Origin of the sequence: Streptomyces cellostaticus, from assembly GCF_023630175.1 — a bacterium.
Taxonomy (GTDB): domain Bacteria; phylum Actinomycetota; class Actinomycetes; order Streptomycetales; family Streptomycetaceae; genus Streptomyces; species Streptomyces cellostaticus_A.
On sequence record NZ_JALLIN010000024.1, the window covers coordinates 32,641 to 53,105 of the forward strand.

The 20,465-nt window shown below is 74.4% G+C and carries 19 protein-coding genes; 5 read left to right on the top strand and 14 right to left on the bottom strand.

From position 1 onward, the window contains the following. Positions 1-97: 97 nt before the first annotated feature. From MXD57_RS16865 to MXD57_RS16905, 9 genes are all read right to left on the bottom strand, one after another. A complete protein-coding gene (locus tag MXD57_RS16865) occupies positions 98-631 on the bottom strand; it encodes an amino-acid N-acetyltransferase (RefSeq protein WP_250402280.1) in 534 nt (177 codons plus the stop codon). Between the two features lie 9 nt (positions 632-640). After that, positions 641-1,072, bottom strand: coding sequence for a BlaI/MecI/CopY family transcriptional regulator (locus tag MXD57_RS16870; RefSeq protein ID WP_250402281.1), 432 nt, complete (start codon positions 1,070-1,072; stop codon positions 641-643). 182 nt (positions 1,073-1,254) lie between these two features. Then, a complete protein-coding gene (locus MXD57_RS16875) occupies positions 1,255-1,434 on the bottom strand; it encodes a hypothetical protein (protein WP_250402282.1) in 180 nt (59 codons plus the stop codon). A gap of 56 nt (positions 1,435-1,490) precedes the next feature. Continuing rightward, the gene (locus MXD57_RS16880; RefSeq protein WP_250402345.1) at positions 1,491-2,150 is read right to left on the bottom strand and encodes a hypothetical protein; all 660 of its coding nucleotides are present in this window, start codon (positions 2,148-2,150) and stop codon (positions 1,491-1,493) included. Positions 2,151-2,320: 170 nt separating this feature from the next. Further along, on the bottom strand, positions 2,321-3,118 hold the full coding sequence (locus tag MXD57_RS16885; RefSeq protein ID WP_250402283.1) for a type III pantothenate kinase: 798 nt from the start codon (positions 3,116-3,118) through the stop codon (positions 2,321-2,323). 5 nt (positions 3,119-3,123) lie between these two features. After that, positions 3,124-4,101: a carboxylating nicotinate-nucleotide diphosphorylase gene (gene nadC / locus MXD57_RS16890; RefSeq protein ID WP_250402284.1), complete on the bottom strand. Its 978-nt coding sequence runs from the start codon at positions 4,099-4,101 to the stop codon at positions 3,124-3,126. Between the two features lie 5 nt (positions 4,102-4,106). Continuing rightward, the gene (locus MXD57_RS16895; RefSeq protein ID WP_250402285.1) at positions 4,107-5,828 is read right to left on the bottom strand and encodes an L-aspartate oxidase; all 1,722 of its coding nucleotides are present in this window, start codon (positions 5,826-5,828) and stop codon (positions 4,107-4,109) included. Continuing rightward, positions 5,825-6,826 (bottom strand): pantoate--beta-alanine ligase, encoded by a 1,002-nt coding sequence (panC, locus tag MXD57_RS16900; RefSeq protein ID WP_250402286.1) that lies wholly within the window; start codon positions 6,824-6,826, stop codon positions 5,825-5,827. Before panC ends, MXD57_RS16895 begins: the two co-directional genes overlap by 4 nt. Then, entirely contained in the window at positions 6,826-7,779 is a 954-nt protein-coding gene (locus MXD57_RS16905) for a Rossmann-like and DUF2520 domain-containing protein (protein ID WP_250402287.1), read from the bottom strand. Before MXD57_RS16905 ends, panC begins: the two co-directional genes overlap by 1 nt. 181 nt (positions 7,780-7,960) lie before the next feature. Here MXD57_RS16905 and MXD57_RS16910 point away from each other — a divergent pair, with 181 nt between their 5' ends. Continuing rightward, positions 7,961-9,133: a threonine aldolase family protein gene (locus MXD57_RS16910; protein WP_250402288.1), complete on the top strand. Its 1,173-nt coding sequence runs from the start codon at positions 7,961-7,963 to the stop codon at positions 9,131-9,133. A gap of 78 nt (positions 9,134-9,211) precedes the next feature. Here the strand turns inward: MXD57_RS16910 and MXD57_RS16915 are convergent, their stop codons facing one another. Next, a complete protein-coding gene (locus MXD57_RS16915) occupies positions 9,212-9,883 on the bottom strand; it encodes a response regulator (RefSeq protein ID WP_250402289.1) in 672 nt (223 codons plus the stop codon). A gap of 117 nt (positions 9,884-10,000) precedes the next feature. After that, on the bottom strand, positions 10,001-11,206 hold the full coding sequence (locus tag MXD57_RS16920; protein WP_250402290.1) for a sensor histidine kinase: 1,206 nt from the start codon (positions 11,204-11,206) through the stop codon (positions 10,001-10,003). Between the two features lie 282 nt (positions 11,207-11,488). Here MXD57_RS16920 and MXD57_RS16925 point away from each other — a divergent pair, with 282 nt between their 5' ends. After that, positions 11,489-12,508, top strand: a complete 1,020-nt coding sequence (locus MXD57_RS16925) for an SAM-dependent methyltransferase (protein ID WP_250402291.1) — start codon at positions 11,489-11,491, stop codon at positions 12,506-12,508. Between the two features lie 21 nt (positions 12,509-12,529). Here MXD57_RS16925 and MXD57_RS16930 read toward each other — a convergent pair whose 3' ends face one another. Then, a complete protein-coding gene (locus MXD57_RS16930; protein WP_250402292.1) occupies positions 12,530-13,678 on the bottom strand; it encodes an NADH-quinone oxidoreductase subunit D in 1,149 nt (382 codons plus the stop codon). Positions 13,679-13,709: 31 nt separating this feature from the next. Between MXD57_RS16930 and MXD57_RS16935 the strand changes: the two genes are divergently transcribed. After that, entirely contained in the window at positions 13,710-14,213 is a 504-nt protein-coding gene (locus MXD57_RS16935) for a PH domain-containing protein (RefSeq protein WP_250402293.1), read from the top strand. Beyond that, on the top strand, positions 14,210-15,535 hold the full coding sequence (locus MXD57_RS16940; RefSeq protein ID WP_250402294.1) for a PH domain-containing protein: 1,326 nt from the start codon (positions 14,210-14,212) through the stop codon (positions 15,533-15,535). Before MXD57_RS16935 ends, MXD57_RS16940 begins: the two co-directional genes overlap by 4 nt. An 85-nt stretch (positions 15,536-15,620) precedes the next feature. Here the strand turns inward: MXD57_RS16940 and MXD57_RS16945 are convergent, their stop codons facing one another. Continuing rightward, positions 15,621-17,051, bottom strand: a complete 1,431-nt coding sequence (locus tag MXD57_RS16945; protein WP_250402295.1) for a hypothetical protein — start codon at positions 17,049-17,051, stop codon at positions 15,621-15,623. Positions 17,052-17,147: 96 nt separating this feature from the next. Further along, positions 17,148-18,275 (bottom strand): alpha/beta hydrolase, encoded by a 1,128-nt coding sequence (locus MXD57_RS16950; protein ID WP_250402296.1) that lies wholly within the window; start codon positions 18,273-18,275, stop codon positions 17,148-17,150. A gap of 226 nt (positions 18,276-18,501) precedes the next feature. Here MXD57_RS16950 and MXD57_RS16955 point away from each other — a divergent pair, with 226 nt between their 5' ends. Then, positions 18,502-20,370: a phosphatidylglycerol lysyltransferase domain-containing protein gene (locus MXD57_RS16955; RefSeq protein ID WP_250402297.1), complete on the top strand. Its 1,869-nt coding sequence runs from the start codon at positions 18,502-18,504 to the stop codon at positions 20,368-20,370. Positions 20,371-20,465 lie beyond the last annotated feature (95 nt).

The following is a 20,465-nucleotide window of genomic DNA, read 5'->3' on the forward strand; positions in this document are numbered from 1 at the left end:
TTTGCCGGAAAAACACAAACCCCTGGGAGAGACCCGGGTGCCCGCCGCGGTCCGGAAACATGCGCGTTTCGGACATAGGGCACCGGGGCAATGACGATCACAGATGCAGAAGCATCCGGCTGTTGCCCAAGGTGTTCGGTTTCACTCGTTCGAGACCGAGGAACTCCGCGACGCCCTCGTCATAGGAACGCAGCAGCTCCGCGTAGACATCGGTGTCCACCGGCGTCTCGCCGATCTCCACGAAGCCGTGCTTCTGGAAGAAGTCGACTTCGAAGGTCAGGCAGAAAACCCGGCGAACGCCGAGCCAGCGCGCGGTCTGCAGCAACTTCTCCAGCAACTGGTGCCCGACGCCGGCGCCCCTGAGCCCCGGCTTCACCGCGAGAGTGCGGACTTCGGCCAGGTCCTCCCACATGACGTGCAGCGCGCCGCAGCCGACCACCTCGGCGTTGTCGTCGCGTTCCGCGACCCAGAACTCCTGGATGTCCTCGTAAAGGGTGACCATGGCTTTGTCGAGCAGGATGCGGTCCCGGACGTAGGCGTCGAGGAGGTGACGCACGACCGGGACATCGCTGGTCCGGGCCCGCCGGACGGTGATGGCTTTCGCGGGGACTTCGGGACGTTCTGCGGACATGGGCGGACGCTATCGCCCGGAGGCGCCCCCCACCGCGCCGGGGTTCTGCTCTTCCCGTGCTTCACGGGGTTCGACGGCTTCCGGCGCTTGTTCGGGTTCCGGCGCGGGTACGGTTTCCGGTCCCTGGACGATGCGCACGGCGTCCCTGAGGGCCTGGCGCTGTTCCTCGCTCATCATCCCGAAGAAGGCGACGAGAGCGGCGGCCGGGTTGTCGCTCTGCGACCAGGCGTCGTTCATCAGCGCGGCGGCGTAGGCGGCGCGGGTGGAGACGGCCTCATATCGATAGGCCCGTCCTTCGGCCTCACGGCGCACCCAGCCCTTCTGATGGAGATTGTCCAAAACGGTCATCACGGTGGTGTACGCGATGGACCGTTCCTGCTGGAGGTCTTCCAGGACTTCTCGAACGGTCACCGGGCGGTTCCACTTCCACACCCGCGTCATGACCGCGTCTTCGAGTTCTCCCAATGGGCGAGGCACAGCACAGAACAATAGTGGGAGATTCCGCCGAAGGCCCGCCGGACGTGCACCTAGGCGGCCAAAGCGAACAAAAAGGGCGCCCGTCCCCGCGAACCACCGGGGTGCGGGGGTCGTGCGCCCCGCCGGGGCCGGGTGACCGGGGCGGCTCAGGCCTCGCCCGCGGCGCGGGGCTCGCCCGCGCCCTCCACGCGCACGAGGGCGGCGTCGACGGCCGCGTCCTCCTTGGCCTTGGCGGCCCCGCCCTGCGTCTTCACGATCACCCTGACCACACCGATGAAGAACACGGCCATGACGACCGGGGGCACGAGGGCGGCGACGTAGTCCATGGCACCAGGGTAGCCACGCGGGCCGGGACGAAAGGGGCGGGGTGGGCGTCGCGGGCTCAGCCGGCGGCGAGCTGCCGCGACCGCGCCGGGTCGGCCGGCGGCGTGGGCGGCTTGCGCCGCGGGAAGACCTCGCCGGGTGTCGGGACGGGGCGCTTCGGGCCGGGCTCTCCCGCCGGGCGCTCGGCGGGCCGCCCGGGTGGGGTCTGACCGGGCTTCGGAGCGGGCTTCTGAGCCGGCTTCTCCTGCCCTTCGGCCGCCCGGACCGCGCCCTCGCCCGCGCCGCCCGTGAGGGCCAGCAGGCGTGTTCTGGAGGGTGGCGCGGCGGGCGCCGGGACCGCGCGGGCACCCTGCGCGAAGCGGGCCCGCACGTCCTGCTCGGCGAGCGACCGGCAGCGCTCCAGCAGGGCGGCGCCCTTCGGGTTCCCGCGCAGCGCCCGCAGGGCGGCCAGGTCGTCCGGCACCGGCCGATACCCGGCGCCCAGCGCCTCCTCCAGCAGCGAGAGGTATCCGGCCGCGGTGCCCGGCAGGGCGGCGCGGTACCGGCCGAGGTCGGCCGCCAGGAAGGCGCGCAGCCGGTCCGCCTCGCGCATCGCCTCGTCCAGGGACGCGGCGAGGCGGAAGCAGTCCGTGACGTCCTCGGCGGACGCTCGGCCGGGGTGAAGGGCGAGGGCGAGGGCGCGGCGGAGCACACTCAGCTCCTGCGCGCCGAACGCCATGCCGCCGCGGGATCCGTATGGCGTGGGCATGCGGCGACGCTACCGCTAATCGGACAAAAGTGACAGATCGGTGCGTAGTGTCGCCGCGTGTCGCCGCAGAGTTTCCCCCGACCGGTGTCACCCGCGCGCGTGAACGGCGGGGACCGGCGCCCTCCCGGGCGCCGGTCGCCTCACAGCCGCGACACGTTCCGCTCGTAGACCAGGCGCAGGCCGATCAGGGTCAGCCAGGGCTGGTGCTCGTCGATGACCGAGGACTCGCCCAGCACCACCGGCGCGAGACCGCCGGTGGCGATCACCGTGACCTCGTCGGGATCGTCGGCCAGTTCCCGGGCCATCCGGCTCACCACGCCGTCGACCTGCCCGGCGAATCCGTACACGACGCCCGACTGCATGGCCTCGACGGTGTTCTTGCCGATCACGTTCCGGGGCCGGGCCACCTCGATCTTCCGGAGCTGCGCGGCCCTGATCCCGAGGGCCTCCACCGAGATCTCGATGCCGGGCGCGATGACCCCGCCGACGTACTCCCCGCGCGCGGAGACCGCGTCGAAGGTGGTCGCCGTGCCGAAGTCGACGACGATCGCCGGGCCGCCGTACAGCTCGTTCGCCGCGACCGCGTTGATGATCCGGTCGGCGCCGACCTCCTTGGGGTTGTCGAACTGGATCGGCACCCCGGTCTTCACGCCCGGCTCGACCAGCACCGCCGGCACGTCGCCGTAGTAGCGGCGGGTGACCTCGCGCAGCTCGTGCAGCACGGACGGGACGGTCGCGCAGATGGCGATGCCGTCGATTCCGTCGCCGAGGCCGTCGCCGAGCAGCGGGTGCATGCCCATCAGCCCCTGCAGCAGCACCGCCAGCTCGTCCGCGGTGCGGCGCGCGTCCGTGGAGATGCGCCAGTGCTCGACGATGTCCTCGCCGTCGAACAGGCCGAGCACGGTGTGCGTGTTTCCGACGTCGATCGTGAGCAGCATGGGCGTTACTCCGCCTCGCGCAGGTCCAGGCCGATGTCCAGGATCGGCGAGGAGTGGGTGAGGGCGCCGACGGCGAGGAAGTCCACCCCGGTCTCGGCGTACGCGCGCGCGGTGGCCAGGGTGAGCCGGCCCGAGGCCTCCAGCAGCGCCCGCCCGCCGACGATCCCGACGGCCTCCGCGCACTCGCCGGGCGTGAAGTTGTCCAGCAGGACCAGGTCGGCGCCCGCCTCGACGACCTCGCGGAGCTGGTGCAGCGTGTCGACCTCGACCTCGATCGGCACCTCCGGGAAGGCCTCCCGCACGGCCTTGAAGGCCGGCGCGACACCTCCGGCGGCGACCACGTGGTTGTCCTTCACCAGGGCCGCGTCCGAGAGGGACATGCGGTGGTTCACGCCGCCGCCGCAGCGCACCGCGTACTTCTCCAGGGAGCGCAGTCCCGGGGTGGTCTTGCGCGTGTCGCGCACGCGGGCCTTCGTGCCCTCCAGGACGTCCGCCCACGCGCGCGTGGCGGTCGCGATGCCGGACAGGCGGCACAGCAGGTTCAGGGCGCTGCGCTCGGCGGTGAGCAGGTCACGGGTGCGCGTGGTGACCGACAGCAGCCGCTGCCCGGCCTCGACCCGGTCGCCGTCCTCGACGTGCCGCTCGACCTCGAACTCGTCGGTGCAGACCACCGAGAGCACGGCCTCGGCCACCCGCAGGCCCGCCACCACACCGGCCTCGCGCGCGGTGAAGTCGCCGGTGGCGACGGCGTCCTCGGGGATGGTCGAGTCCGTCGTCACGTCCACCCCGCCGTCCAGGTCCTCCTGGATGGCGACGTTGGCGATGTCCTCGACCTCGACGGGGTCGAGGCCGGCGGCGGCGAGCAGTTCGGCGAGCGCGGGGTCGAGCCCGCACTCCAGGTACTCCTCGTCGCCCTCGGCGCCGCAGCCGCAGCCGTCGCCGCAGCCGCCGGTCGGGGCGAGGGGAAGGTCGTCGGTGCTCACGTGTGTCACTGCTCCTGGGAACGCTGGTGGGGCCGGGTAGGGGGGAAGTCTGCGGTGTCCGTGGTGTGTACGGCCAGGGAGCGGTCCGGACCGAGCCGTACGACGATGTGGCGCCGCCAGTGGGCGTCGTCGCGCTCGGCGCGGTCCTCCCGCCAGTGGCAGCCGCGGGTCTCCTCGCGCCGCAGGGCGGCGGCGACCAGGACGCGGGCCACGCACAGGAGGTTGGTGGCCTCCCAGGTGTCGACACCGGGCTCGGCGGTCTTGCCGTTCTCCCGCAGGGCGTCGCGGGCCTCGCCGTGCAGCCGCTGGAGCTGGTCCGCGGCCCGCCGCAGCGAGTGCGCCGAGCGGAGCACGCCCGCGCCCTCGGTCATGATCCGCTGGATGGCGAACCGGGACTCCGGGGACAGCAGCGGGTGGCCGGGCGTCTCGGGGTGCTCGATCCGTGCGGGCTCGCGCGCGCCAAGGCCGCCCCGCGCGCGGACGCCGGCGATGTCGGCGGCGATGCGCTCGGCGTAGACGAGGCCTTCGAGCAGCGAGTTGGAGGCGAGGCGGTTGGCGCCGTGCACGCCGGTGCAGGCGACCTCGCCGCACGCGTACAGGCCGGGCACGGTGGTACGGCCCCGGGCGTCGGTGCGCACGCCGCCGGAGGCGTAGTGGGCGGCCGGGGCGACCGGGACGGGCTCCGTCACCGGGTCGATGCCGTTGGCGCGGCAGGCGGCCAGGATGGTCGGGAAGCGGTGCTCCCACATCTCGGCGCCGAAGTGCCGGGCGTCGAGGAACATGTGCTCGGCACCCTGCTCCTGCATGCGGCGCATGATGCCCTTGGCGACGATGTCCCGGGGTGCCAGCTCGGCCAGCTCGTGCCGGCCCAGCATGAAGCGCACGCCGTCCCCGTCGACCAGGTGGGCGCCCTCGCCCCGCACCGCCTCGGAGACCAGCGGCTGCTGGCCCTCGGCGTCGGCCCCGAGGAACAGCACGGTCGGGTGGAACTGCACGAACTCCAGGTCGCTGACCTCCGCGCCCGCGCGCAGCGCCAGCGCCACGCCGTCGCCGGTCGACACCGCGGGGTTGGTGGTCGCGGAGAACACCTGGCCCATGCCGCCGGTGGCCAGGACCACCGCGGGGGCGTGCACCGCGCCGACACCGTCGTGCTGGCCCTCGCCCATCACGTGCAGGGTGACACCCGCCGTACGGCCCCCGGCGTCGGTCAGCAGGTCGAGCACGAGCGCGTTCTCGACCGTGCGCAGTCCACGCGCGCGCACCGCCTCCACCAGGGCCCGGGAGATCTCCGCACCGGTGGCGTCCCCGCCCGCGTGCGCGATGCGGCGCCGGTGGTGACCGCCCTCGCGGGTGAGCTGGATGCCGCCCTCGTCGTCGGTGTCGAAGTGGGCGCCGGTGGAGATCAGCCGCCGGACCGCGTCGGGGCCCTCGGTGACGAGGATGCGCACGGCCTCCTCGTCGCACAGGCCCGCGCCCGCGACCAGGGTGTCCTCCAGGTGCTGCTCGGGGGTGTCCCCCTCGCCGAGGGCGGCGGCGATGCCGCCCTGCGCCCAGCGCGTGGAGCCGTCGTCGAGGCGGGCCTTGGTGACGACGACCGTCGTCAGGCCCGCGGCCTCGCAGCGCAGCGCCGCGGTCAGTCCGGCCACCCCGGAGCCGACGACGACCACGTCCGCGGAGATGTTCCACCCGGGTGCGGGCGCGTGCAGTCGTATGCCTGTGCTGGTCACGAGGCGGCTCCGAGGGATCCGAAGGTGAGGGGGAGGTTGTCGATCAGCCGGGTGGTGCCGACGCGGGCGGCGACGGCGAGGACGGCCTCGCCGGTGAAGCCGTCGCCGATCTCGGCGAAGTCGGACGGGTCGACCAGGGCGAGGTAGTCCAGCCGCAGCGGCGGGTCGAGGCGCGCCGCCTCGTCGAGGACCTGGTGCACCGCGGCGCGGACGGCCGCCGGGCCGCCGGGCGCGACGGTGGCGACCGCGTGCGCGTCGGCCGCCGCGCGGGACTCGCCTATGGCGCTCAGCGCCTCCGCACGCGCGTGCGTGGAGGGCACTTCACGGGCCCGCGCGCGCAAGGCCTCCTGCGCGGCGTGCCGGTCCCGGCCCGCGAACAGGGCGCGGGACAGCGCGAGGGCGGTGCGGCGCTCGGCGGGCGAGAGGTAGCGGTTGCGGCTGGACAGGGCGAGCCCGTCCTCCTCGCGCACCGTCGGGACGCCGACGATCTCCACGCCGAAGTTCAGGTCGCGCACCATGCACCGGATCAGGGCCAGTTGCTGGGCGTCCTTCTGCCCGTACAGGGCGACGTCGGGGCGGGTGAGATGCAGCAGCTTGGCGACGACGGTGAGCATCCCGTCGAAGTGCCCGGGCCGCGAGGCGCCCTCCAGTCGTTCGCCCATGGGGCCGGCGGTGACGCGCACCTGAGGTTCGCCGCCCGGGTAGACCTCGTCCACGGCGGGCGCGAAGACGGCGTCGGCGCCGGCCTGTTCGGCGAGTTTCAGGTCGGCGTCCAGGGTGCGCGGGTAGCGGTCGAGGTCCTCGCCGGCGCCGAACTGCAGCGGGTTCACGAAGACGGTGACGACGACCTCGCCCTCCGGCCCGGCGATCTCGCGCGCGGCGCGGATCAGCGTGGCGTGGCCCTCGTGCAGCGCTCCCATGGTCATCACGACGGCACGGCGGCCGTGGCGCACGCGCGCGTGCAGCTCCTCGGCGGTGCTCAGCAGGGCGGTGGTCATCAGGCCTTCCCCTCGGTGCCGTCGGTCCCGTTCGCGCCGTCGGTGCCGCCGGATCCGTCGGCCAGCACCCCGAGCAGGTCCTCGGCGAGCTCCGGCCTCAGCAGCCCGTGGGCGAGGGCCCGGTCGGCGGTCGCGCGGGCCATCGCCAGATAGCCGGCCACCGCCTGCGGGGCGTGCCGGCGCAGCTCGGTGACGTGGGCCGCGACCGTGCCGGCGTCCCCGCGCGCGACCGGGCCGGTGAGCGCGGCGTCGCCGGAGCGCAGCGCGTTGTCCAGGGCGGCGCCGAGCAGCGGGCCGAGCATCCGGTCGGGGGCGGAGACGCCGGCCGTGCGCAGCAGCTCCATGGACTGGGCGACCAGGGTCACCAGGTGGTTGGCGCCGAGGGCGAGGGCCGCGTGGTAGAGCGGGCGGTTCTCCTCGGTGATCCACTCGGGCTCGCCGCCCATCTCGATGACCAGGGCCTCGGCGGCCAGCCGCAGTTCCTCGGGCGCGGTGACGCCGAAGGAGCAGCCCGCCAGGCGCTGGACGTCGACGGGGGTGCCGGTGAAGGTCATGGCCGGGTGCAGCGCCAGCGGCAGCGCGCCCGCCCGCAGGGCGGGGTCGAGGACCTGCGCGCCGTACCGGCCGGAGGTGTGCACGAGCAGTTGCCCGGGCCGTACGGCGCCGGTCTCCGCGAGGCCGGTGACCAGGCCGGGCAGCGCGTCGTCGGGGACGGTGAGCAGCACCAGGTCGGCGCGCCGGAGGACCTCGGCGGGCGGCACCAGGGGCACGTCCGGGAGCATGGTCGCGGCGCGCCTGCGGGAGGCGTCGGAGACTCCGGACACGGCCACCGGGCGGTGCCCGGCGAGCTGGAGGGACGCGGCCAGGGCGGGGCCCACCCGTCCGGCGCCGACGACGCCGACGGTGAGCCGCGCGGGGCGGTCCTTGAGGTCTGGCTGGTGGACTGTACTCACGCGACGGTGGCCTTCCCGTTCCAGTCCGCTCTGGGTACCGGACGATTTCTCGTCATGTTAACGCTATCCGGTGGGCGACGGCCGGTCGTCCACAGGCTGTGGGGTGCGCCACGGCCGGTGCGCCCGGGCCTCCGGGAATTCCAGGTGCCGCGCCGGTGCCGCGCGGGGCATGATCCCCCGCATGGGTGACACGGCTGAGCAGGGCGAGGAGCGGTCGGCGGCGCAGCGGCTGCTCGAACGGCGCAGGACGGTCCAGGGGAAGGCGCGGCGGGTGCTGTCGCGCGCGGGCTGGCGTGGCTCGATCCGCGAACGGCTGGCACTGCTGCAGGAGGCCGCCCCGGCGGTCCACGACCTCGACGAACCGGCGGACGTCTACGGCGACGGGGTCGTGGCCGCCCTGGAGGAGCGGGTCGCCGCGCTGCTCGGTACCGAGGCCGCGGCGTTCTTCCCGACCGGCACGATGGCCCAGCAGGTCGCGCTGCGCTGCTGGGCGGCCCGCACCGGCGACACCACCGTGGCCCTGCACGGCCTGGCCCACCCCGAGAGACACGAGCGGCACGCGCTCGGCCGGGTCGCCGGCCTGCGCCCGGTCCGGGTGACCAGCGAGCCCCGGCCGCCCACGGCCGGGGAGATACGCGACTTCCCCGAACCCTTCGGGGCGCTGATGCTGGAGCTGCCCCTGCGGGACGCCGGTTTCCTGCTGCCCTCCTGGGAGGAACTGACCGAGGTCGTGGCGGCGGCCCGGGAACGGGACGCGGTGGTGCACTTCGACGGCGCGCGTCTGTGGGAGTCGACCGTCCACTTCGGCCGCCCCCTGGACGAGATCGCCGCCCTGGCGGACAGCGTGTACGTGTCGTTCTACAAGTCCCTCGACGGCTTCGGCGGCGCCGCGCTGGCCGGCCCGAAGTCCCTGGTCGAGCAGGCGAGGACCTGGCGGCACCGGTACGGCGGGATGGTCTTCCAGCAGTTCCCGACGGCGCTGTCGGCACTCGTCGGACTGGACCGGGAGCTGCCCCGGCTGCCCGAGTACGTGCGCCACGCGCGCGTGGTCGCGGCCGCGCTGCGCGAGGGGTTCGCCGCGGCCGGCCTGCCGTGGGCCCGCGTGCACCCCGAGGTGCCGCACACCCACGAGTTCCAGGTCTGGCTGCCGTACCGGCCCGAGGTGCCCGCCGAGGCGGCGGTGCGGCAGGCCGAGGAGACCTCGGTGCTGCTCTTCGCCAACAGCTGGGAGGAGGCCGGCCCCGGCGTCGCGTACACCGAGGTCACCCTGCGCTCGGCCGGTCTGGAGTGGACGGCGGACGACGTGCGCGCCGCGGTCGCCGACTTCGCCGCCCGGCTGCCGGCGGCGCCGTAGGCGCGGCGCGGAACGCCGGGGGCGGCGGGCGCGCGCGGGGCCCGGTCGGCCGGAGCCGCCGGACGCCGTGGCCGCCGGTCAGCCGCGGCCGCCGGCCCGCACCAGCCCGGTCTCGTACGCCAGCACCACCACCTGCACCCGGTCGCGCAGGCCGAGCTTGGTCAGGATGCGGCCCACATGGGTCTTCACGGTCGCCTCGGACAGCACCAGCCGGGCCGCGATCTCCCCGTTGGACAGGCCCTGCGCCACCAGCACCATGACCTCGCGCTCGCGTTCGGTGAGCCGTTCCAGCTCCTTGTGCCGGGGCTCCTTGACCCCGGACGGCAGCATCGGCGCGAACCGGTCCAGCAGGCGCCGGGTGGTGGAGGGCGCCACCACCGCGTCCCCGCTGTGCACGGCGCGGATGGCGGTGAGCAGTTCGCCGGGCGGCACGTCCTTGAGCATGAAGCCGGAGGCGCCCGCCTTCAGACCGGAGAAGGCGTACTCGTCCAGGTCGAACGTGGTCAGGATCAGCACCTTCGGCGGGTCGGGCTCGGCGCAGATCCGCCGGGTGGCCTCCACGCCGTCCAGCTTCGGCATGCGGACGTCCATCAGGACCACGTCGACGCCGGTGGAGCGGACCGTCTGGAGGGCCTCGACGCCGTCGCCCGCCTCGGCGACGACCTCCATGTCCGGCTGGGCGGCGAGCACCATCCGGAACCCGGTGCGCAGCAGCACCTGGTCGTCCACGAGCATCACGCGGATCGTCATCGGGGTCCTCTTCCGTTCGCTGTCAGGGGGGCGGGGTTGTACGGGGGGTTGTACGGAGCCGGAGGCCGGGTCGTGCGGGGGGGGTGTGACAGGTGTCAACGGGGGGCGTGCGTCGGGTCAGTGCGCCGGTTTGAGCGGCAGCAGCACGCTGATGCGGAAGCCTCCACCAGGACGCGGGCCGGCGTCCAGGGTGCCGCCGACCATTCCGACCCGCTCCCGCATGCCGATCAGGCCGTGCCCCTGCCCGTCGGCGCCGCCCTCCTCGTACAGCTCGTGCGGGGCGCCCTTGCCGTCGTCCTCGACGAGCAGGCCGAGCCCGTCGTCGAAGTAGACGAGGCGCACGCTCGCGCCCGCGTTGGGCCCGCCGTGCTTGCGGGTGTTGGTGAGCGCCTCCTGCACGATGCGGTACGCGGTCAGCTCGACGCCGCTGGGCAGCGGGCGCGGGGTGCCCTCGACCTTGAAGTCGACGGGCAGGCCCGAGGTGCGGCACTGGTCGACGAGGTCGTCGATCTGGCCGACGTCCGGCTGCGGGACGTACTCCCCCGTCTCCTGGTGCTCGCCGGTCCGCAGCACGCCCAGCAGGCGGCGCATCTCGGCGAGGGCCTGCCGGCCGGTGGAGGAGATGGTCTCCAGGGCCTTCTTCGCCTGGTCGGGGGCGGCGTCGAGGACGTAGGCGGCGCCGTCGGCCTGCACCACCATCACCGACACGTTGTGCGCCACGACGTCGTGCAGCTCGCGTGCGATCCGGGCGCGCTCGGCGGCGACCGCGACCTTGGACTGCGCCTCGCGCTCGCGCTCCAGCCGGGCGGCGCGCTCCTCGAGCTGCGCGAAGTAGGCGCGGCGGGTGCGCATCGAGTCGCCGAGCACCCAGGCCAGGGCGAACGGCACCGTCTGGAACACGGCTATCGCGAGCTGGCCCAGCACGCCGGTGTGGTCGGCGGGCCAGCGGATCTGGGCCAGGGCGGCCGCGAACAGACTGACCGTGAGCGCGAGCCGGGAGGCCCAGCGCGCGCCCATCGTCGCGACCGTGTAGGTGATCACCAGCATGGCGAAGTCGGCGACGGTCGACTCGACGTCCAGGACGAGCTGGGCCAGCCCGGTCGCGAAGGCCAGCAGCAGCATCGGCTCGGGAAACCTGCGGCGCAACGCCACGACGACGCACAGCACGGCGGACACCGCCAGCCCCCCGGCGACCGGCATGTGGTGTCCGGGCGTCCTGCTGAGACTCACCACGCTCACACCGGAGATCCCGAACAGGAAGACGGCCCAGAAGCTGTCGACCCATGTCGGGTGCCGGCGGAGGAAGTCATAGAGGCGCTGCACGTAACCCAGAGTAGGGAGACGAAACGAGTGCACGGGTCAACCGGAGGGCCGATCCCCGCGGGGCACGCGTACTCCGCAAGGTGGAGGAAGTGATCACCTGTACGCCTGGTGCCGTGACCGGAAAGGTTCACCGGCGCGCGGCGTCCGGCACGGCACCTCGCCGCGTCGTCGCATCACCCGAGTACGTCCGGTACGCGGGCGATGCTCCGCCTTGCGACGCACCGCACCGGACGCCGCGAGCCTTCCGGCAGACCTCTCCGGTCACAGCACTAGTCTGTTCCGGTGACGGACGAGGCGACGGCGCGGAGCGGGCGCGAGGGACGCGGGTGGCGGCAGGCGGCCCACGAGGCGCTGTACGGGCCGCGCGGCTTCTACCGGCGGCCGGAGGGCCCGGCCGGGCACTTCCGTACGTCGGTGCACGCCTCCGCGCTGTTCGCGCACGCCGTGGCCCGGCTGCTGTGCCGGGTCGACGAGGCGCTCGGCCGGCCGGACGCCCTGGACTTCGTCGACATGGGGGCCGGGCGGGGTGAACTGGTCACCTCCGTGCTCGCGGCGCTGCCCCCCGGTGTGGCCGCCCGCGCGCGCGGGTACGCCGTCGAGCTCGCCGCACGTCCGGCGGCGCTGGACGAACGGATCGTCTGGCTGGGCGAGCCCCCGGAGACCGTCACCGGGCTGCTGTTCGCCAACGAGTGGCTGGACAACGTGCCGGTGGACGTAGCCGAGGTGGATCCGGCGGGAGTGCCCCGCATGGTGCTCGTCGCCGCGGACGGCACGGAGCGGCTCGGGGAGCCGGTGTCGGGGGCGGACGCGGACTGGCTGGCGCGATGGTGGCCGCTGCCCGCCGAGCAGGGGCTGCGCGCGGAGATCGGACGGCCCAGGGACGAGGCCTGGGCGGCCGCGGTGCGCCGGGTGGAGCGGGGGCTCGCGGTGGCCGTGGACTACGCGCACTCCGCCGGCGCGCGCCCGCTGTTCGGGACCCTCACCGGGTTCCGGGAGGGGCGCGAGACGGCGCCCGTACCGGACGGCTCCTGCGACCTCACGGCGCATGTCGCGCTGGACGCGTGCGCGGCGGCGCGCCCGCAGGCCGCCCCGCCCGCGCGCCTGCTCACGCAACGCGACGCCCTGCACGCCCTGCGCCTCACCGGGGCACGCCCCCCGCTCTCGCTGGCCGCCACCGACCCGGCGGCCTATGTGCGCGCCCTCACGAGCGCCGGTGAGGCCGCCGAGCTCACCGCCCCGGACGGACTCGGCGGCTTCGGCTGGCTGCTCCAGCCGGTCGGCGTCCCGGACCCGCTCGCCTGAGCACGGCCGGCCGCCCGGGCGCTACTTGTCGATGTCGCCGACCACGAAGAACATCGACCCCAGGATCGCCACCATGTCCGCCACCAGCGTCCCCGGCAGCAGTTCGGTCAGCGCCTGGATGTTGTTGTACGACGCCGAGCGCAGCTTCATCCGGTACGGGGTCTTCTCACCCTTGCTGACCAGGTAGTAGCCGTTGATGCCGAGCGGGTTCTCGGTCCACGCGTACGTGTGTCCCTCGGGTGCCTTCAGCACCTTGGGCAGCCGCTGGTTGACCGGACCCGGCGGCAGCCCGGCCAGCCGGTCCAGGCAGGCGTCGGCGAGGTCCAGCGCGTTGTGGGTCTGCTCCAGGAGGCATTCGAAACGGGCCAGGCAGTCGCCCTCGTCCCGGGTGACGACCTTCAGGGTGTCCTGGAGCTCGCCGTACGCCAGGTAGGGCTCGTCACGGCGCAGGTCGAAGTCGACGCCGGAACCGCGCGCGATGGGCCCGCTGACGCCGTAGGCGTGCACGGCCTCCGGCGCGAGTTCTCCCACGCCCCTCGTGCGCCCCCGGAAGATCTCGTTGCCGAGCACCAGGTCGTCGAAGACGTCCATGCGGGAGCGCACGGCGGCGACGGCGGCACGCGCGCGTGCCGTCCACCCGGCCGGCAGGTCCTCCTTGAGGCCGCCGACCCGGTTGAACATGTAGTGCATGCGCCCGCCGGAGACCTCCTCCATGACGTTCTGGAGCACCTCGCGCTCCCGGAACGCGTAGAACACCGGGGTGATCCCGCCCAGCTCCAGCGGATACGACCCGAGGAACATCAGGTGGTTCAGCACCCGGTTCAGCTCGGCGAGCAGCGTGCGCGTCCACACCGCGCGCTCGGGGACCTCCATGCCGAGCATCCGCTCCACGGCGAGGACGACCCCCAGCTCGTTGGAGAACGCCGACAGCCAGTCGTGGCGGTTGGCGAGCATGATGATCTGCCGGTAGTCGCGCGCCTCGAAGAGCTTCTCCGCGCCCCGGTGCATGTAGCCGATCACCGGCTCCGCGCGCTGGATGCGCTCGCCGTCCAGCACCAGCTTGAGCCGCAGCACGCCGTGCGTGGACGGATGCTGGGGGCCGATGTTGAGCACCATGTCGGTGCTCTCGGCGGCGCCGCCGACGCCGACCGTCGTCTCCGTCGCAGTCATGGAACCAGTCTCCCCTACGTACGCTGGCCGCATGGAGACGGGGAGCCCGGCGGAGACCGGGGCGGCGGGGGACGAGCCGGTGTGGCGGGGACTGCCGCCCGGGCTGCTGCGCATGCGCCGGCTGCTGCTGCTGGTGTGGACGGCCGTGCTCGCCCTGGCGGCGGGGCTGCTGCCGGGCCTGCTCGCGGGACCGGTCTGGGGCACCTTCGCGCTGCTCCCCGTGGCCCTGGCCGCGTGGTTCTGGCGGCTGCTCGGCCGCAACTGGCGGTCCTGGCGGTACGCCGAGCGCGCCGACGACCTGCTGATCCGCCGCGGCGTGCTGTGGCGCGAGGAGACCGTGGTGCCCTACGGGCGGATGCAGCTCGTGGAGGTCACCTCGGGTCCCCTGGAGCGTTACTTCGATCTGGCCAGCGTCCAGTTGCACACCGCGGCCGCGGCGACCGACGCCGTCGTCCCGGGGCTGGACCCGGCCGAGGCGGAACGGCTGCGCGACCGGCTCAGCGAGCTGGGCGAGGCCCGGTCGGCGGGGCTGTGACGGCCCCCGTCCCCGGCGGCGTGCCGGACCGCCCGCCGGTCGCCGAGCGGCGGCTGCACCCCGTCACGCCGTTCCGGCGGGCCTGGGCGCCGCTCGCCGTGCTCGCCGGCTGGGCCGTGCACGACCCGAACGCGGCGCAGGAACAGCTCACGAGGCTGACCGGCACCATGCTGCTCACGGGGCTCAGCGTGCTGGTCCCGGCGGCCGGCCTGTACGGCTTCCTGTCCTGGTGGTTCACGCACTTCGCGGTCACCGGCGGCGAACTGCGCATCCGCACCGGCCTGCTGTTCCGGCGCACCGCGCACATTCGGCTGGAACGCATCCAGGCGGTGGACGTCACCCGGCCGCTCCTCGCGCGCGTGGCGGGGGTGGCCAAGCTCCGCATCGACGTCGTCGGCGCCGCCCGGAAGGACGAACTCGCCTTCCTGGGCGAGCGCGAGGCGCGCGCCCTGCGCGCGGAACTGCTGGCGCGCGCGGCGGGCTTCGCGCCCGAGACGGCGCGGGAGGTCGGCGAGGCGCCGGCGCGGGAACTGCTGCGCGTGCCGCCGCGCGCGCTGGTGCTCTCGCTGCTGCTGACGGGCGCCACCTGGGGATCGCTGGCCGCCGCCCTGGTCGTACCGCCCCTGCTCTGGTTCGCCACGCACAGCGTGTGGACGGTCCTCGCCACCGCCGTGCCGCTGCTGGGCGCCGCGGGCGCGAGCAGCGCGGGCCGGTTCGTCGCCGAGTACGGCTGGTCGGTGGGCGAGTCCCCGGACGGGCTGCGCATCGACCGCGGACTGCTCGACCGCGCGCACGAGACGGTCCCGCCGGGCCGGGTCCAGACGGTGCGGCTCGTGGAGCCGCTGCTGTGGCGGCGGCCGGGCTGGGTGCGGGTGGAACTGGACGTGGCCGGATCCGACAACTCGGTGCTGGTGCCGGTCGCCCCGCGCCCGGTCGCCGAATCGGTCGTCGCGCGCGTGCTGCCCGGCGTGACCGTACCGGCGTCGGCGGCCCGGCCACCGCGCCGGGCCCGCTGGTGCGTACCGGTGTGGTGGCGCGGTCACGGCCTCGTGGTCACGGACGCGGTGTTCGCCGCCCGGCACGGCCTGCTGCGCCGGCGGCTGTCCCTGGTCCCGCACGCCAAGGTGCAGAGCGTGCGGCTCACCCAGGGACCCTGGGGGCGGCTGTGGCGGCTCGCCGACGTGCACGTGGACACGGGAGCCGGCGGGACCGTCACGGCCCGGCTGCGTGACGCGGAGGAGGCCGCCCGGCTGCTGCGCGCCCAGGCGGAGCGCTCCCGCACCGGCCGCCGGGACGCCCGCCCGGACCGCTGGATGGCCTGATCGGGGCGGCCGCCGGGTACGACGGAGCCCGGCGCCCCTGGTGGGGTGCCGGGCCCTTCCGTTCCTGCGGGTGCGCGGTGCCGGTTCAGGAGGCCGCGCTGCGCAGCCCCTGGATGTCGATCTGCTCCGTCTCGTCGTGCGCGGTCAGGTCGATGACCTGACCGGCCCCGCGCACCTGGTCGTCGCCGGTCTTGAACTCGGCCTCGGCCTCGGCCTTGTGCAGCGCGAGGGCCTCCTGGCCGACCACGTCGGCCAGGTCCTCGTTCTGCACCGAGTCCAGCGCCTCGGCCGAGGTGTCCTTGTGGGTGCCGAAGAAGTCGAACCCGCCCTCGACCACGGGGCGCGGGGCGGGCGCGGCCGGTACGACGGCCACCGCGGTCGGCACCGTGAAGTGCCCCGCGGGCTGCTGCCCGGCGGACTTGGCGGGCTGGGCCGGGGCCGTCGTGGCGGCGGCCGGGCGCGTGTGCTCCCCGGCCGCCCCGGGCTTCCCCTGCGCCTCGTCCTCCTGGCCGGCGGCCTCGCTCCCGGGAGCGCCGGCCGCTTCCGTCGCACCCTCCGCGGCGCCCTCTCGTCCACCGTCCGCCCCGAGCGGCACGGACGCGGCGGCCGACTTCTCGGCACTGGCGTCGGCGTCCGGCCCGCCGCCGGTACCGGGACCGGGCTGCGTGGCGGGCCCGGCACCGGGCGCGGGAGCGTCGACGGCCGGCTCGGCGGGAGCGGCGCCGTCCGGCTCGGCGGCGGCACCGGCGGCCGGCTCGGCGGGGGCACCGGCGTCGGGAGCGGGAGCGGGAGCGGGAGTGCCGGGCTCGGCGGGGGCCTCGGCGTCGGGCGCGGGAGCGGGAGTGCCGGGCTCGGCGGGGGCCTCGGCGTCGAACCGGGCCAGTGCCGTCGCGGCCCGCAGGTACAGGCGCGATCCCTCGGGCGAGAACACCGCGCCGGGCTCCGGCTTCTCCTCGCCGGACGGCTCCGCCGCCTCGGAGGCCTCGGCCGCCCCGGGCCCGGCGGGTGCCTCCGGCTCGGCGCTGCGCGCGGGCGGCAGCGCGAGCGCGCCGGACGGCTCGCCCGCCTCGATCTCCAGCAGCCGGCGTCCCTCCAGGGCGCTCGCCCGCTCGGTCTCGGCGGTCGCGTAGCGGCGCAGCAGGGCCGCGTGCTCGTTGCGCAGCCCGGCCAGCTCCGCGCGCTTGGCGCGCAGCCGCCGCTCCAGCTTGGTGCGCAGCTCCCGGGACTCCTCGAGATCGGTCTCCAGTTCGGCTACCCGCTCCTCGAAGCGCCACTCGTCGCCGGCACGCGCGCGCGTGAGGTCGGCGACCTGCTTGCCCGCATGGGTGTCCCAGCGGCGCATCACGACGGCACCGGCGACCGCGGTCGCCGCGGCGACCGCGGCCAGCGCGCGCAACACGGTGGCCGCGGAGAACACCCAGGGACCCAGCGCGCAGACGACGGGGACTCCGGCGATCGCCGACAGTGGCAACAGCCGGTGCAGAGGCGGGGAATGGCGGTGGCGTCCACGTGGCATGGCCAGAAACTTACCGCGCGTAGGCGAATCATGGGTCCCCGCACCGTAAAATCACGGCCACACCGACAGCTTCACCGGCCCCGGCGGCCCCAGGGGTCAGCGGTCGCCGAGCCTTCCGCTGATCCACTGCAGCGCCGGCGGGATCTCCCGTCGCCAGGTGTTGAAGTTGTGCCCGCCGCTGTCCAGGATGATCGACGAGATCCGGGTCCGGCCCGTGGCCTTGACCCGCCCTATGAACCGGAGCGTGTCCCGGTAGTTGTGCTCGCCGACCCGGCTGCTGGTGACGAGCAGTGAGGTGTCGGGCGCGGGGGCGTGCTTGAGGAGCCACCACAGGTCGGCGCGGTCGCGCAGCTTCCGGTCGCCGTGGAAGAGGTCACCGGTCGTGGGGTCGATCGGCGCCCTGTAGTACGGCGACAGACCCGCTCCGGCCGCGTACACGTCCGGGTGGCGCATGGCCAGCTTCAGCGCGCAGTAGCCACCCGTGGAGTCGCCGATGACACCCCAGCTCCCGGGGCGCCTGCCCACCCGGTAGTGGGCCAGCACGGCCTGGGGGAGGTCCTCGGCGAAGAACGTCTCCGTCCGCGGCCCGCCCGGGACGTCCACGCACTCGGTGTCCCGCGGCGGCGCCACGGTCGGCCGCAGCATCACCAGGATCATCGGCTGCATCCGCCCGTCCTTGGCCAGCTCCTGCGCCGTGCGCGGATAGTTCAGCCTGTTCACCAGCGCCTGCGCCGTACCGGGGTAGCCGGTCAGCACGACCGCCGCCGGGAACGTGCGCGTGCGGTACCGCGGCTGGAAGTACTCGGGGGGCAGGTAGACGTACGCCGGTGAGGCGAGGCGGGACCCGCGGCCCACGATGGCGACCTGCTGGATCCGCCCCGCCGTTCGCGGCCCGGAGCCCGTCACGCCCGGCACCGGGGAGGTGGAGAGCACCTGCAGCGGGCCGCCGCCGCCGGCGCCCGAGGAGTGGTCGACGATGACGCCCTGCTCGGTCTCCCGGCCGAACAGGTCCGCCCAGCCGGCGTAGAAGCCGAAGGCCTGGTTGGCGCCGATCCCCAGGGAGGCGAGGAGGGCGAGCTGTGTGGCGAGGAGCAGACCGACCCGTCCGCCGACGGACCGCCAGCTCCGCCGGGCCAGCCTCGGCCACACCCACACCGTGGCGACGAACAGAGCCGCGGCGAGCACGATCGTCAGCACCAGCACCTTGTTGCTCGTGAGACCCATGGGCTGTTTCCGCCTGCGCTTTCCGCCCGTGGTCCGCCCACACTTCGTCGCTAGGGCTTGCCCGGGGCTTTCCTTGGCCTTTGACCCGGCTTTCCGGAGGGGAGTGAACCTCTCTCCCCGAGACACCGTCCTAGAGGGCGCAATGTCGCCGGATGCCCGATCGGCACCGGATTCAAGGTCTCTCGCAGAACTACGGGATGCGATGTCTGTCAGGATAGATGGGGAAATGTCGGGCGGGGTTCCGAGCCGATCAAGCCGGGCGCGGCGCATCCTGCGCGGCCCGCGCCCCGAGGCCGTCCCCACCCTGGTCGCCCGGGCCTGCGCCGTCGTCGGCGTCCTGGACATCGCCGCGGGGGTCTTCCCGCGCTTCCGCCACAGCCGTATGCATGCCATGGCCGAGGTGCTGCCCGGCTCCTTCGGGCCCTTCGCCGCGGCCCTCTCACTGAGCGCCGGCGTGCTGCTGCTGCTGCTCGCGCACGGGCTCAGGAGGCGCAAGCGCCGGGCGTGGCGCGCCGCCGTCGCGCTCCTCCCGGCGGGCGCCGTGGGCCAGTTCGCCTACCGGCACTCCCTCATCGGCGTGCTCATATCGGTGGCACTGCTGGTACCGCTGCTGCGCCACCGCGACGAGTTCGCCGCCCTGCCCGACCCTCGCAGCCGCTGGCGCGCGCTCGCCAACTTCGTCCTGATGAGTGCCGGTTCGCTCGCCCTCGGCCTGGTCATCGTCAGCGTCCACCCGGGCCGGACGATCGGCGACCCGAGTCTCGCCGACCGCCTGACCCACGTGCTCTACGGCCTGTTCGGCTTCGAGGGCCCGGTGGACTACGCCGGCAACACCTCGTGGACCGTCGCCTTCTCCCTCGGCGCGCTCGGCTGGCTCACCACGGCCACCACCGTCTATCTGGCCTTCCGTCCCGAGCACCCGGCCGCCCGCCTCACCGAGGAGGACGAGGCCAGGCTCCGCGCGCTGCTGCGCCGGCACGGCCGGCGCGACTCCCTCGGCCACTTCGCGCTCCGCCGCGACAAGGCGGTCGTCTTCTCCCCCAGCGGCAAGGCGGCCGTCACCTACCGCGTCGTCTCGGGCGTGATGCTCGCCAGCGGTGACCCGATCGGCGACGTCGAGGCCTGGCCCGGCGCCATCGAGCGCTTCATGGACGAGGCGCGGGCGCACTCCTGGACGCCCGCCGTCATGGGCTGCTCCGAGACCGGCGGCGAGGTGTGGACCCGTGAGACCGGTCTGGACGCCCTGGAACTGGGCGACGAGGCGGTGGTCGACGTGGCGGATTTCTCGCTGGCCGGACGCGCGATGCGCAATGTGCGCCAGATGGTCAAGCGCATCGAGCGGGCCGGCTACGAGACCCGGGTACGGCGCATCCGTGACCTCGGCGACGCCGAACTGGAGCGCGTCCGCCGGGCGGCGGAGGACTGGCGCGGCACCGACACCGAACGCGGCTTCTCCATGGCCCTCGGCCGCATCGGGGACGCCGCGGACGGCGACTGCCTGATCGCCACCGCCCACCGGGTCGACGGCGTGGCGCGCAGCGCCCCGGGCAGGGCGGCGGCGGAAGACGGGCGGGCCGGGGAGGAACCGGGCGAGTACGGGGACCTGAAGGCCGTCCTGCACTTCGTGCCCTGGGGGGAGGACGGCGTCTCGCTGGACCTCATGCGCCGCGACCGGAGCGCCGACCCGGGCATGAACGAACTGCTGATCGTCGCCGCGCTGCAGGCCGCCCCGAAGTTCGGCGTCACGCGGGTCTCACTGAACTTCGCGATGTTCCGTTCCGCCCTCGCGCGCGGGGAGAAGATCGGCGCGGGCCCGGTGCTGCGCGCCTGGCGCGGGCTGCTGGTGTTCCTCTCCCGCTGGTTCCAGATCGAGTCGCTGTACAAGTTCAACGCCAAGTTCCAGCCCCGCTGGGAACCCCGCTTCGTCGTCTACCGCGCCTCGGCCGATCTGCCGCGCATCGGCTTCGCCGCGATGCAGGCCGAGGGCTTCGTCGACCTCGCCCTGCCGCTGCCGCGCTTCCTGCGCCGGCGCGGCCCGGCCGCCGGGCGCCCCTGCGCGCACACGGTCGTGGAACGCGGCGTCCGGGCGGCCTGATCCGTCCGCCGGGCGGTCCGGTCCACCCCGGGCGCCCGGCCCGGCCCGGCCGCCACCGCGCGTTCACGGCATCGCCCTGGGCCTACGCTGAAGGT